Annotated in this window: 11 protein-coding genes; 8 read left to right on the top strand and 3 right to left on the bottom strand. The window is 70.7% G+C overall.

Annotated features, from left to right (window positions below; translation table 11 throughout):
- Window positions 1-122 precede the first annotated feature (122 nt).
- Window positions 123-1,001 carry a patatin-like phospholipase family protein gene (locus tag QK288_RS09750; protein WP_281264129.1) on the top strand — a complete coding sequence of 293 codons (879 nt, stop codon included), beginning with the start codon at window positions 123-125 and terminating at the stop codon, window positions 999-1,001.
- Here the strand turns inward: QK288_RS09750 and QK288_RS09745 are convergent.
- Window positions 998-2,191 (bottom strand): acyl-CoA dehydrogenase family protein, encoded by a 1,194-nt coding sequence (locus QK288_RS09745; protein WP_281264128.1) that lies wholly within the window; start codon window positions 2,189-2,191, stop codon window positions 998-1,000. The two genes, QK288_RS09750 and QK288_RS09745, sit on opposite strands and share 4 nt — an antisense overlap.
- 47 nt (window positions 2,192-2,238) lie before the next feature.
- Between QK288_RS09745 and QK288_RS09740 the strand changes: the two genes are divergently transcribed.
- The 5 genes from QK288_RS09740 to QK288_RS09720 all read left to right on the top strand — a co-directional run bounded on the left by QK288_RS09740 (window position 2,239) and on the right by QK288_RS09720 (window position 6,388).
- On the top strand, window positions 2,239-2,781 hold the full coding sequence (locus QK288_RS09740; protein WP_281264127.1) for a QsdR family transcriptional regulator: 543 nt from the start codon (window positions 2,239-2,241) through the stop codon (window positions 2,779-2,781).
- Window positions 2,782-2,873: 92 nt separating this feature from the next.
- Complete coding sequence (locus QK288_RS09735; RefSeq protein ID WP_281264126.1) at window positions 2,874-3,266, top strand: lactococcin 972 family bacteriocin; 393 nt, start codon at window positions 2,874-2,876, stop codon at window positions 3,264-3,266.
- 55 nt (window positions 3,267-3,321) lie between these two features.
- The gene (locus QK288_RS09730; RefSeq protein WP_281264125.1) at window positions 3,322-5,286 is read left to right on the top strand and encodes a hypothetical protein; all 1,965 of its coding nucleotides are present in this window, start codon (window positions 3,322-3,324) and stop codon (window positions 5,284-5,286) included.
- Window positions 5,283-5,936 (top strand): ATP-binding cassette domain-containing protein, encoded by a 654-nt coding sequence (locus QK288_RS09725; RefSeq protein WP_281264124.1) that lies wholly within the window; start codon window positions 5,283-5,285, stop codon window positions 5,934-5,936. Before QK288_RS09730 ends, QK288_RS09725 begins: the two co-directional genes overlap by 4 nt.
- Window positions 5,937-5,956: 20 nt before the next feature.
- Complete coding sequence (locus tag QK288_RS09720; RefSeq protein ID WP_281264123.1) at window positions 5,957-6,388, top strand: thioesterase family protein; 432 nt, start codon at window positions 5,957-5,959, stop codon at window positions 6,386-6,388.
- 15 nt (window positions 6,389-6,403) lie between these two features.
- Here QK288_RS09720 and QK288_RS09715 read toward each other — a convergent pair whose 3' ends face one another.
- Together QK288_RS09715 and QK288_RS09710 are read right to left on the bottom strand one after the other, a co-directional pair.
- Window positions 6,404-6,844, bottom strand: a complete 441-nt coding sequence (locus QK288_RS09715) for a VOC family protein (protein WP_281264122.1) — start codon at window positions 6,842-6,844, stop codon at window positions 6,404-6,406.
- Window positions 6,845-7,035: 191 nt separating this feature from the next.
- Window positions 7,036-10,503: a bifunctional proline dehydrogenase/L-glutamate gamma-semialdehyde dehydrogenase gene (locus QK288_RS09710; protein ID WP_281264121.1), complete on the bottom strand. Its 3,468-nt coding sequence runs from the start codon at window positions 10,501-10,503 to the stop codon at window positions 7,036-7,038.
- Window positions 10,504-10,585: 82 nt separating this feature from the next.
- On the opposite strand from QK288_RS09710, the gene QK288_RS09705 reads away from it, so the two are divergent.
- Together QK288_RS09705 and QK288_RS09700 are read left to right on the top strand one after the other, a co-directional pair.
- On the top strand, window positions 10,586-11,488 hold the full coding sequence (locus tag QK288_RS09705; RefSeq protein ID WP_281264120.1) for a LysR substrate-binding domain-containing protein: 903 nt from the start codon (window positions 10,586-10,588) through the stop codon (window positions 11,486-11,488).
- Window positions 11,489-11,654: 166 nt separating this feature from the next.
- The gene (locus QK288_RS09700) at window positions 11,655-13,244 is read left to right on the top strand and encodes a hypothetical protein (protein WP_281264119.1); all 1,590 of its coding nucleotides are present in this window, start codon (window positions 11,655-11,657) and stop codon (window positions 13,242-13,244) included.
- The last annotated feature ends 147 nt before the right edge of the window (window positions 13,245-13,391 follow it).

The raw sequence follows: 13,391 nt of genomic DNA, 5'->3' as shown, positions 1-13,391 counted from the left end.
AGCATTCCGGCGGCGGCATGCGTTCCCGCGGGCGGGCGAAATACCAGGGTCGGCACGCATGCCCACCCGGGTATTTCGCCCGCTCGCCGGTCGTGGGCCCCGCGGGTTGGTAAGCATGGTGCATGAGCGAACTCGTGCCGCCCGCTGCCGGAACCCGAGCGATCGTCCTCGGAGGTGGTGGAGTCGCCGGGATCGCGTGGGAGCTCGGGGTCCTCTCGGCACTCGAGGACGCCGGCGTGGACCTCGCCGCAGCCGACCTCGTGGTGGGCACCAGCGCCGGCAGCGTCGTCGGGACCTTCGTGCGCAGCGGGAGTGTCCGCGGCGCGTTCGAGCAGCAGATCGCGCCGCTACCGACGAGCTACGAGGAGCCCGGCGTCATCGACGGCGAGGCGATCCAGCAGCAGATCGGGCAGGTGCTCGCCGGCGCGACCTCCGAGCAGGACGGCCGCGCACGACTCGGCCACGCGGCGCAGCAGGTGACCGCCGGGCAGTCGGACGACGAGCGCGCCGCCACGTTCTCGGAGACCCTGCCGTCGACCACGTGGCCGGACCGCCCGCTCGCGATCACGACCATCGACGCGACCGACGGCACCTTCCACGTCCTCACCGCTGCCGATGGTGTCCCGCTCCCCCGCGCCGTCGCCGCGAGTTGCTCGGTGCCGTTCGTGTGGTCACCCGTCCACATCGAAGGGCGGCCGTACATCGACGGCGGGATGCGCTCGGCGACGAACGCCGACGTCGCCGCTGGGTACGAGCGCGTCCTGGTCATCGCCTGCGGCCCCGAGGCTCCGTCTCCGCTCGGGCCGTGGCTCGACCAGTCCGTCGAGGCGCTCCGCGCGGGTGGGTCGAGCGTCGAGGTCGTCGTCGCGGACAGCGCCTCGACGCAGGCGTTCGGCGCGAACTCGCTGTCGTTGTCGACCCAGCGACCGAGCGCCGAGGCCGGTCGCGCGCAGGCATCCGCGATCGCGGACCGGATCGCGGAGTTCTGGGCCGCGCGCTAGACGAACGCGGCCTGGCCCGTGATCGCGCGCCCGACGATGAGGGTGTTCACTTCGCGGGTGCCCTCGTACGAGTAGATCGCCTCGGAGTCGGCGAAGAACCGCGCGACGCCCTTGTCGAGCACGATGCCGTTGCCGCCCTGGACCTCGCGGCACCACGCGACCGTCTCGCGCATCCGCGCCGTCGCGAACGCCTTCGCCAGCGCCGAGTGCTCGTCGCCACCAACGCCGGCGTCCTGCATCGCCGATGCCTGGGTGCAGAGCGCGATCGACGCCGTGATGTTCGCGAGGGACTTCACGAGGAGGTCCTGCACCATCTGGTGCGCGGCGATGGGCTTGCCGAACTGGATCCGTTCGCGAGCGTACGCGAGTGCCGCCTCGTACGCGCCGACCGCGATGCCCACCGCCTGCCACGCGACCTCGGTGCGGGTCAGGCGGAGCACCTCGGCCGTGGTGCGGAACGACGTCGCACGCTGCAGCCGGCGGGACTCGGGGACCCGGACGCCCTGCATCACGATGTCGGCGTTCTGCACGCCGCGGAGCGCGATCTTGTCCTCGATCTTCGTCGCGGTGAAGCCGGGGGTGTCCGTCGTGACGAGGAAGCCCTTGACCTGCCCGTCCGCGACGTCCTTCGCCCAGATCACGACGACGTCCGCGAACGTGGCGTTGCCGATCCAGCGCTTCTCGCCGTCGAGGACCCACTCGTCACCCTCGCGCCGCGCGGTGGTACGCAGTCCCTTCGCGGAGTCGCTGCCCGAGTACGGCTCGGTGAGGCCGAACGCCCCGATCAGCTCGCCGGCGGCCATGCGCGGCAACCACTCCTGCTGCTGCTCGTCGCTGCCGGCGACGGCGATCGAGTTCATCGCGAGGCCGGACTGGACGCCGATGAACGTGGCCACGCTGGCGTCGACGCGACCGAGCTCGAGCGCCGCCCACCCGCGGTACACGGCCGAGTTCTCGAACTGCCGCACGAGCGAGACGCCCGGCCCGTACATGCCGAGTTCCGCGAGCGGCGTGATGACCTGCATCGGGAACTCGGCGCGCGCCCAGTACTCGTCGGCGATGGGCGCGACGTCGCGCTCGAGGTACTCCCGGAGTCGCCCGATCGACGCCCGCTCCTGGTCGGTCAGCTGCAGCGCGAAGCCGTAGAAGTCCGATTCGAGCAGGGTCGTGGTGGGCGTCGTCGTTGACATGGGACCAACGATGCATCATTCTCGGAAACGTTGCAAGGGAGGCTCGCGTGTACACGTCGGATTCTGCGCTGCGCGCCTTCCGGGAGGCTCGTCACACCTTCATCGCCGGGTCCCGGATCGACATGGGCGCCTTGGCCGCCTCGCTCGGCGTGGACCGTACGTCCCTGTTCCGGTGGGTGGGCAACCGTGACCGGTTGCTGTCCGAGATCCTCTGGTCCCTCGCCGTCCCGACGCTCGACGCCGCTTCCCGATCGGCGGCGCCGTCCGGAGCCGAGCGGGTCGTCGACGTGCTCGACCGGTTCACCGCCGACCTCATCGCCGCGCCGTACTTCCGGGCATTCCTCACGAGGGAACCCGCCCGTGCGCTGCGGCTCCTCACCACCTCGGACAGCGATGTCCAGGGCCGGCTCGTCACCGCGATCACGGCGCTGGTGGCGGACTCGTTCGACCCGTCCCCGCTGTCCGCCGAGGAGCTCGCGCGGCTACTCGTGCGGATCTCCGAGTCGTTCACCTACGCCGACCTCATCTCCGGCGAGACCCCCGACCCCGCACGAGCCCGAGCGACCTTCTCGTACGTGCTGCGTATCTGACGTATCAGCGGACGCATTCTTTCTGCTACGTTTCCCAGTACCGGCCAGGGGGTCCGTCCACGTCAGCGATGACGCCACCTGATTGGGGAATCATGCGAATTCGTTTCATCACGGCCGCACTCGCTCTCGCCGCAGCGGGTGCGCTCGCGGTACCGACCGCCGCGAGCGCGACTCCGGTCGCAGCGCCGACGACCGCGAACCCGGTCCTCGAGGAACACGGCGTGGCGATGCCGTCCGTCGGTTCCATCGCACCGAACTACACGGTGACGCCGGAGGGCGGCGGCTCGTGGACGTACGGGACGAACGGCCCGAACAACACCGTCTACTCGTTCTTCTACCACCCGTCGCGGAAGCACGGATCGTCGGTCCAGAACGGCCGGGGCCTCATGGCGCGGAGTCCGGACACCGCGGGCGGCGCGACGGCGAAGTCGTCCATCACGAAGACCTTCGCCGGCAACAACGCCTACTACCGGTTCGTCAAGTAGGCCGATCAGGACCCGGCTCCCGGATCGGTGACGATCCGGGAGCCGCTCCGCCGACATGTTCCGGACACTCATCGCGGGGACCGTCGCGCTCGTCATCGGGCTCGCGTTCCTCGTCACAGCAGTCATCGACGACCTGGCACCCGCCGCGACCGACATCATCACCGTGTGGGACTCCGACGCTTCGCAGGACGGCGCCTTCCAGCGCCTTGTCCGTGACGCCGCCGCCGAGCACGACATGACCGTCCTGAAGGAAGAGCGGACGGACTCCGGAACCGGGGTCAGGCGAACGGAGTACGTCGCGAACCGCGGAGCCGCTCAAGGATTCGGCGCCCTCGACCAGGAGGTCTCGGGATTCGACCCCACCCTCATCACCAGTTTCCGACCGCTCACGGCCCTGCCCGACAACCAGATCAACGGGATGTACGTCACCGATGCCGGCAGTGTGTCCGCGCGGGCGTTCGCCACATCGTTGTCAGACTCTGGTGTCGTAGTGACGGTCAACCCGCTCTCGCCCTTGTTCGTCTCGCTCTGGATCGTCAGCGAGGTCCCCGCGATCCCGCTCACGGGGTGTCTCGTGGTCGCGATGGTGATCGGTGTCGCCGGGTGGCAGGCGTCACGCCGCAACGCCGTCGCGATCGCCGCCTCCCACGGCCGCGGCGTCCTGCGATCCGCGAGCCTCGATGCCGTCGCGATCGCCGCACGCGCCATGGTCTGCGGTCTCGTCGGCACCGGCCTCGCGGCCACGGTGCTCTCGATCGTCAACGGTGGGGCTCGACTCGGGACGTTCGTCGTCACCGCAGGACTCGGCATCGTCGCGTCCGCGGTGGTCCTGGCGTTCGCGACGCTCACCGCGGCGGTGGTCCCGGCCAGCTCGATCACGCGGAGCATCGCCGGCGAGCGTCCGTGGCGGACCCTGCTCTCCGTCGCGATGGTCGGAAACGTCGTCGCCCTCGCGCTGGCGTCCGGTGCAGCTGCCTCCACGTGGCGCAGCGTCGAGCTCGCACGACACGACGCGTCGGAGCGAGGCATGTGGCGCACATCGCTCGACGACGTTCAGCTGCGGTTCCAGTCGTCAATTGCCGAGCTGGACGCGGCCGAGGTCGGACTGGCCGGCGTGTACACGCGTCTGGACGCCACCGGGTCGGCGATCCTCGCCGACCACCTAGCGTCACCGGATCCGGGGAAACACGGTCCGGACGACGGCAACGTCCTCATCGTGAACGCCCAGTACCTGCGCGAACAGCCCGTGCGTTCACCCACTGTCAGCCGGGTGATCCCGTCGCAGCTCGATCCCGAGGCGCTCACCCTGCTCGTCCCGGAAGGCGTGCGACTGACGGGTGGCGAGCGTCGTGCGTGGCGGGACTTCCTGTCGTTCCAGCGCGAGAACTCAACCGACCCCGGAGCGATCCCGACCACGATCGACATCGACGAGGTCCGTGTTGAACAGGGCCGGGTGTTCGACTACGCCACGGACGACATCGCGGCGACCAGCACGCTCGAGTCCCCCGTCATCGCCGTCCTCCCGGCTGCGACGGTCTCCATGTCGGAGAACTACCTGACCTCGAACATGACGACCGGTGAGATCGTCTTCACCGACGAAGCTGCGTTGCGGTCAGACCTGGAGGCGCACGGGCTGACCCGCAGTGTCGCCACGATCGAGCCGCTGCGGGACTTCGTGACCTACCGATCCGCCGTGATCGACCGTGAACTCCGGTACGCGGTCGCGGCGCTCGTCGTGGTGTTCCTCGTGCTCCTGTGGTCCGCCGCGCTCACCGGTCGCGCGATCACGATGATCCACAGTCGTCGCACGATGATCGGGCTCCTGCACGGCCGTCGGCTCTCCGTCGCCGCAGCCCCGGTCCTTGCACTCCCACTGACGATCATCGCCGCGACGACCGTGGCGCACATCGTCGCCGGATCACAGGCAAGCGCGCCCGCGGTGTTCGCGAGCGCCGCAGTCGACATCCTGTTCGTGTCGGTCACGATCGCCCGACGGTTGCACAAGGAGGAACTGCGATGAGCAACGAAGCCGTCCGTGCGACGTCACTCGGCAAGGCGCACGGCGGGACAGTGCTGTGGTCCGACGTCACGTTCGCCGTGCCAGGCGGCAGCTCGCTCGCGATCACCGGGCCGAGCGGGAGCGGGAAGTCGACGATGCTGCGCTGCCTCGGGCTCCTGTCGCCGCTCGACACCGGCGCGATCGAGATCGGCGGTCACGACGTGACGAGCGTCCGCGGGCGGCAGCGCTCGGCGTTGTACCGCTCGACGATCGGTCACCTGTTCCAGAACAGCGCGCTGGAGGACAACTGGTCGGTCCGGCAGAACCTCGACGTCGCGTTCATCGGATCATCGACGAAGCGCCCCGACCGCGCGCTCCTCCGACGTGCCGCCCTGTCGTCCGTCGGGCTGAACCGTGCCGAGGGAGCGAAGGCACACACCCTGAGCGGCGGTGAGCGTCAACGCCTCGCACTCGCACGACTCTTCATCCGACGGCCGCCGGTCGTCTTCGCGGACGAGCCCACCGCGGCTCTCGACGTGACCACCGGCGCGGAGGTCCTCGCTCGGCTCTCCGAACTCCGTGATGACGGCGCCGCCATCGTCGTGGCAACGCACGACCCGACCGTCATGGCGTGGGCTGACGACGGGCTCGACCTTTCTCCGAGAGGATGAGGGACACCGATCGGAGACCGATGACCATCGACGAGTACCCGTTCCGCCGCCACTACCCCACGCGCTGGAACGACAACGACATGTTCGGGCACGTGAACAACACGATCTACTACAGCGCGATGGACAACGCCGCGACGTACTGGTTCCGCGAGCAGGCCGGGCTCGACCCGTTCACGTCGGAGTGGATCGCCGTGCTGGTGTCGTCGAGCTGCCGCTTCGTCGAGTCCGCCGTGTGGCCGGACGTCATCGAGGTCGGGATGCGCTCCAAGCACCTCGGCAACACGAGCCTGTCGTGGGAGTTCGGCCTGTTCCGGCAGTCCGACGGCGCGCTGCTCGCGACGGGTGAGTTCGCGCACGTCATCATCGACCGCGAGGGTGCCCGCCGCCCGATCCCCCTGCCGGAGTCCCTCCGCGCGCTCGTCACGTCGACGATGGTGTCCGTCGACGCCTGACCGCGTCCGCGGCCGTCAGGCCTTCAGCGCGGCGAGCTCGAGGTTGATGTCGTCGGGGTCCTGCACGGACAGGATCACCATGCCGGCGTCGCCGAGGTCCGTCACCTCACCGTGCTCGACCCCCGCGGCGTCGAGTCGCGCGGCCGCCTGGTGCAGTTCGTCGACCGAGCCGACGACGAAGCTCACGTGGTCGAGTCCGACCGTGTCCGGGTCGAACCGCTGCCCAGCCGGTGCGACCGGACGCAGCCCGAACACCTGGTCACCGAGCCGGAACACACTGCCGCCGTAGAAGCGCTCGCGGTCCTCGCGGATGCCAGGCTCGTCGACCTGGTCGCTGAAGTCGATCGCCGGGTCGGTGCCGAGCAGCTGCTGGTAGAACGCCTTGCTGCGGTGGATGTCGGTCACCGTGACGCGGACGTGGGCCAGTGCGGACGGTCGTGCGAACGGTTCTGTCATGCGCCCGATCCAACGCCCGGCGCCTCGGAGCGCCCCGTGCCCGCGCGCCGACCGGACATCGCGACGGGTCCCCCACGAACCGCAGACACGTCGCGCCCCGGTACGGACATCGCGCCCCGCCAGGACGGGGCGCGATGTCCACACGGGGGCGCGATTCGGCAGCAGACGCGAGGGACGAGCCGGCCCCGGCGTCAGATCAGCGCGTCCGTCAGGTGGTTCGGCGTGCCGAAACGGTGCGCGGTGATCGACACCGCCTGTTCGCGGAGGAACGGCAGCAGCTCGATGCGCCCGGCCTCGGTTACCGGCTCGGCGTACACCGCGACGTCGGGGCGACCGTCAACGGCCTCGTACAGCGCAGCAGCAGAGCCGCCGATGAGCCGCACCCGGGTCGACGGGCCGGCGGCCACGCGGGCCTCGAACGCCGCGTCGGACTCCGACGACGTGACCGACCGCACGCAGTCGAGCGCGGCGATCGCGGCCGGCACGTCGCCCACCGAGGAGACGTCGATCGTCGTCCCCGCTCGGAGCGCAGCAGCGACGACACGAACCAGATCGTCCGACGAGGACGACCTGGACGCGGACGACGACGCCAACCGCACGTGCACGCCCGGGTACGGCAGGTACCGCGCGACGTTCCGCTCCGCCGACAGCGCGGACACGTCCACCGCGACGCCGAACAACGACGTCCACGCGAGCTCGTCGGACGCGACCGCACGCGAGACCGACGCGGAGGACACACCCGACGCCCGCAGGAAGGACGACACCGCTGCCGACACGGGAGCCCCCGCGGTGGCCGGAGCCGGCGCCCAGGAGCCCAGCCCGAACAGGTAGTTCACGCCGCCGGCCTTGGTCCCGGCACCGACGGCCGACTTCTTCCACCCGCCGAACGGCTGCCGGCGCACGATCGCCCCGGTGATGCCGCGGTTGACGTAGAGGTTGCCCGCGTCGATGCGCGACAGCCACGTGCCGATCTCCGACGGGTCGAGCGAGTGCAGCCCCGAGGTGAGCCCGTAGTCGACCTCGTTGACGATGTCGATCGCCTCGTCCAACGACGACGCGGTCATGATGCCGAGGATCGGGCCGAAGTACTCGGTGCGGTGGAAGGCGGAACCGCGCGCAACGCCACCACGGACCCCCGGGCTCCAGAGACGACCGGACTCGTCGAGCTGCCGAGGCTGCACGGCCCAGTTCTGCCCTGGCTCGAGCGTGGTCAGCCCCTCGAGCAACTTGCCCTCGGCCGGCGAGACGACCGGCCCCATCTGCGAGGTCGGGTCGGTCGGGTACCCGACCGTGAGCGACGACACCGCGTCGAGGAGCTGCGACCGGAAGCGCCGCGACTTCGCGACCGAGCCGACGAGCACCACGAGGGACGCCGCCGAGCACTTCTGCCCCGCATGCCCGAACGCCGACGCCACGACGTCCTTCACGGCCAGGTCGAGGTCCGCCGACGGCGTCACGATGATCGCGTTCTTTCCAGACGTCTCGGCGAGGAGCGGCAGGTCCTTCCGGAACGACCGGAACAGCGACGCGGTCTCGTACGCCCCGGTCAGGATCACGCGGTCGACGAGCGGGGACGACACCAAGGACGCCCCCAACGACGATTCGTCCACGTCCATGAACGCGAGCACGTCCGCCGGCGCGCCCATCGCGTCGAGCGCCGTGTCGATCACCGAAGCCAGCACGGCGGCGCACCGGGCAGCGGGCGGCGCGGGCTTCAGCACGACGGCCGACCCGGCGGCGAGCGCGGCGAGCGTGGACCCGGCGGGGATCGCCACGGGGAAGTTCCACGGCGGCGTGACCAGGGTCAGCGCGGCCGGCGAGAACGTCGCACCGTCGACGTCGTCGAGCGACGCCGCGAGCTCGCCGTAGAAGTGGGCGAAGTCGATCGCCTCCGAGACCTCGGGGTCGGCCTGGTCGATGGTCTTCCCGGTCTCGGACGCCATCACCTCGACGAGGGCAGCGCGGTTCGCCTCGAGCGCGTCTCCGACGGCGTGGAGCACCGCGCCACGCGCCGGACCGGACCAGGCCCCCCAGACGGAACCAGCGGCGCGGACGCGCTCCAGGGCGGACGTGAGTTGCGACTCCGACCCGACCCGAGCCTCCCGGACGGCCGACTCGCCCAGCGTCGACGACGGGACCCGAGCGGTGATCGCCGCACCCCATTCGCGTACCGCGGCGACCGACGGGTCGCTGTCCGGCGTGTTCTCGAAGTGGCCTGGTGCCGGGCGGCCGACGGCGGCGTACCGGTCGGCGACGCGGTGCGAATCCGGCGCGGCGAGCCCACCGGGGAGCGACAGCGGCGCCAGGGACGCGCGGAACCGCGACTCCTCCCGCTCGAACAGCGTCGGCGAGGACTGCAGCGAGAACACCGCTGACATGAAGTTGTCCTGCGAGGCGCCTTCTTCGAGCCGACGGATCAGGTACGCGATCGCGACGTCGAACTCACCGGGGTGCACGACCGGCGTGTACAGCAGCAGGGATCCCACCGTGCGACGGACCGCGGCGGCCTGTCCCTGCGCCATCCCGAGCAGCATCTCGAACTCGATGCCGTCGCGGACACCGCGCTCCCCGGCGAGCAACCAGGCGTGCGCGACGTCGAACAGGTTGTGCCCGGCGACGCCGACCCGCACGTTCGCGATCCGGTCCGGGGTGAGCGCCCAGTCGAGCACCCGCTTGTAGTTCGTGTCGGAGTCCTGCTTCGTGTGCCAGGTGGCGAGCGGCCAGCCGTGCACCGAGGCCTCGACCTGCTCCATCGGCAGGTTCGCGCCTTTCACCAGGCGCACCTTGATCGCGGCACCGCCACGGGCGCGACGAGCGGCGGACCACTCCTGCAGCTGCTGCATCGCGGAGAGTGCGTCGGGGAGGTACGCCTGCAGGACGATGCCCGCCTCGAGCCCGAGGAACGCGGGCTCGTCGAGGAGCTTCGTGAAGACCGCGATCGTCAGGTCGAGGTCCTTGAACTCCTCCATGTCGAGGTTGATGAACTTGGCGGGCGACGAGGCCGCGGCCCGCGAGAACAGCGGGCGGAGCTTGTCGACGATGTCGTCCACCGCGTGGTCGAACGCCCACGGCGAGTGCGGGTGCACCGTCGAGGAGACCTTGATCGACACGTAGTCGACGTCGTCCCGCGCGAGCAGTTTGTGCGTGCCGTCGAGGCGTCGAGACGCCTCGCGCTCACCGAGCACGGCCTCGCCGAGCAGGTTCACGTTGAGCCGGACGCCGTCCTGCTTGATCTTCGCGATGGCCGGACCGAGCTTCGCGTCGGTCGCATCGACGATGAGGTGGCCGACCATGTTCCGCAGCACGCGTCGGGCGATGGGGACGACGACACCCGGGAGGCTCGGTGCCAGTCCGCCACCGAGGCGCACCAGTCCGCGGAGCGCGCTGGGCAGGAACCCGGGTGCGTCCGGCGCGATCTGCTTGAGACGACGTGCTGCGACGCCGAGGTCCTCCGGACGGACGACGCCGTCGACGAAGCCGACGGCGAACGCCAGACCCTTCGGGTCGGCGAGCACGCCGGCCAGCTGCTTCGCGGACCCGTCGACCGGGTACGTCTCCGCCTCGGCAAGCCACTGTCTGACGAGCGCGACGGACTCGTCGGCGAGGAGGTCGTGGTCGGTCGTGGGCGCAGCGTCGGCGTGCGGCTGGACGTCGGTCATGGCATCAGTGTGCTGCTCCGCGTTTCGGTAGCGGAAGCAACTCTTTCTGATCGAATCCGTTCAGTTCACCTATCCTTTCTGCATGCTCGACGTCCGCCGTCTCGTCCTCCTCCGAGAACTCTCGATCCGGGGCACCGTCGCTGCCGTCGCCGAGGCGCTGAACTTCACCCCGTCGGCGGTGTCGCAGCAGCTCGCGGTCCTCGAACGGGAAGCCGGCGTGCAGCTCCTCCGCAAGGCGGGACGGCGGCTGCAGCTCACCCCGCAGGCGGAGGTCCTCGTGGCCGCGGCGAGCGACGTCCTCGACACCTTGGAGCGTGCCCAGGCGTCGGTCGAGTCGACGCTGACCACGGTGCAGGGACGCATCCGGGTGGCGGTGTTCCAGTCGGCGGCGCTGGCCCTGATGCCGAGCGCCCTCCGGACCATGGCGATCGAGCACCCCGACGTCCGCGTCGAGATGGTGCAGCGCGAACCAGAGACGGCGCTCGGGGAGACCTGGGCGCGGGACTTCGACATGGTCGTCGCCGAGCAGTACCCGGCGCACGCGGCTCCGCGCTTCCCCGGGCTCGACAGCCGCGACCTGACGACGGACCCCGTGCGGCTCGCCCTCCCGCCGGAGGACACGGCGCTCTGGCCGGTGTCGTCCCTCGCCGAGGCCGCAGAGCTCCCATGGGTCATGGAGCCACGAGGGGCCGCATCACGGCACTTCGCCGAGCAGACCTGCCGCCGCGCGGGCTTCGAACCCGACGTCCGCTACGAGACCGCCGACCTGCAGGCCCAGATCCGGCTCATCGAGTCCGGGAACGCCGTCGCACTCATGCCCGACCTCGTCTGGGCCGGTCGGTCCACGAGCTGCCGGTTGCTCGAGCTGCCCGATCCGGCACGTCGCACGCTCTTCACCGCGCAGCGCATCGCGAGCGCCGAGTCCCCGGCGGTCTCGGCGTTCCGCGACGCCCTCGAACGGGCAGCAGCAGCCCCGCGCTCCTGAGCGCTCCATGTCGGAAAATCCCCGATCATGACAAGGTTTGCGGGATTTTTTCCGTTGCCGGATCGTGATCGAACCAGGCGGTTCCTGAGCGCCCGCTCACCCTACGCTCACTGCTGAGCGGCCACTCCGGACCGCCACTTCCGACACGTTCCTCTGGGGGGAAACGATGACCACACACTCCACGTCGAGGGTCCGCAGGTACGCGGCCGTCGGCACCGCCGTCGCGATCGTCGCAGGCTCGTCGGCGTTCGGCCTCGGGCTCGGCGCGACCACGGCGTCGGCCGCCGAGCCCGAGGCTGCTGCGGCGATGAGCGCCACGAGCACGACGAGCGCCGCGAGCACGACTCCGGGGGGCTCGGCGACGCCCGAGGTGGCCCCGATGCCGACCGCCACGGACGACCCCGCGCCGACCGACGGCACCACCGCACCGGTCCCGGCGGACGAGCCGGCCGGGGACACGGCTCCGGCGGGAACCGACACGCCCGCGGACGACGCAGCCACACCGGACGACTCGGCGCCCGCGGACGACGCAGCGCCGGCAGACGACGCGGCCACACCGGACGACGCGGCGCCGGCAGATGACGCAGTGCCGACGGACGAGACGTCGACCGAGGCCGCCCCGGAAGCCACGACCGACGCCGTCACGCCGGCCGGCACCGTCGCCGTGACCGGCACGACGACGATCTTCCACACGCTCACGGCGTCCACCGACGGCTGGCCGGCGGACACGACGTTCACCTACCAGTGGGTGTTCACCGACCGCGACGGAACGACCGACGTCCCAGGAGCGACCACCGACACCTACGTCGTCGACCCGCAGGACGTCAATGGCACGGTGCAGGTCCGCGTGACGGGCACCGCTCCCGGCGAGGACCCGACGACTGTCACCAGCGCCGCGACCGCCCCGATCGCGGACGAGCCGACCGGTTTCCGCTCCCTGGCCATCCGCGACGTACCCACACGGGTGGGCGAACCGTTCTCGGTCAGCCTCGCCGCGTTCGAGGGAGACGGCCTGCAGTACTTCGTCAACGACCAACCGGGCGGTTCCTCGGACCCCGGCGTCCTGCCGGCGGGTGTGTCGTTCAGCCAGGACGGGACGCTGTCCGGGACACCGACCGTTGCTGGGTACACCATGCTCTGGGTGCACGTCTCGACGTCGAGGCACCCGGACGGCGGGACCGCGATGCGGGTGTTCTTCACGACCGAGGCCGCCCCGGCGGTCTCCATGCGCGTGTGGGCGTCCACATCCACCGACGACCGTCCGTACGACCTGTGGCAGATCGCCCCTGACGGGTCCACGCGCTACACGAGCAACCCGCAGGACTGGTACGGCGATCCGGCCACGCCGTTGCGGGTCCCCCAGACCGCGGTGGTCGACCTCGACGTCGCCGGGACCGACGCGTTCGGTGACACGGTGCTCTTCGAGGACGGCGGTGTGCGGTGGAGTTCCTCGGTCGCCGGGGACTCGTTCGACACGTCGCTGTCCCCCGGGGCCCTGGACGCCGGGGCGGCCCACCTGACGTTCGCCCACGCGAGCGAGCACGTGATCACCGCCACCCACGGCGACCTGTCGATCTCGTTCACCATCGACGTGACCCCGACGGCGACGACCGTGGTCGCGACGAAGCCGGCGTCCGGTACGGGCCAGCTCGCGTACACGGGTGCCGATGCCACCGGCCCGATCGCCTGGTCGCTCGGACTGCTCGCCGCCGGCGGCGCACTCCTGGTGCATCGCGCACGGCGACGCCGCGCCTGACACCGTTCCGACGGCACGGCACGACACGACGGGGCGGGGCGGGCGACCCGCCCCGTCGCGTCGCGTCACCCCCAACCCGGGTCACATTCCGGACAGCCGTGTTCCTGCGGGTGCGCGCCTATCAGTACGATCCGAGCACGCCTGAGA

The sequence above is a fragment of the Curtobacterium sp. 9128 genome (genome assembly GCF_900086645.1).
Taxonomy (GTDB): domain Bacteria; phylum Actinomycetota; class Actinomycetes; order Actinomycetales; family Microbacteriaceae; genus Curtobacterium.
This window is presented reverse-complemented; position numbering and strand designations above follow the sequence as displayed.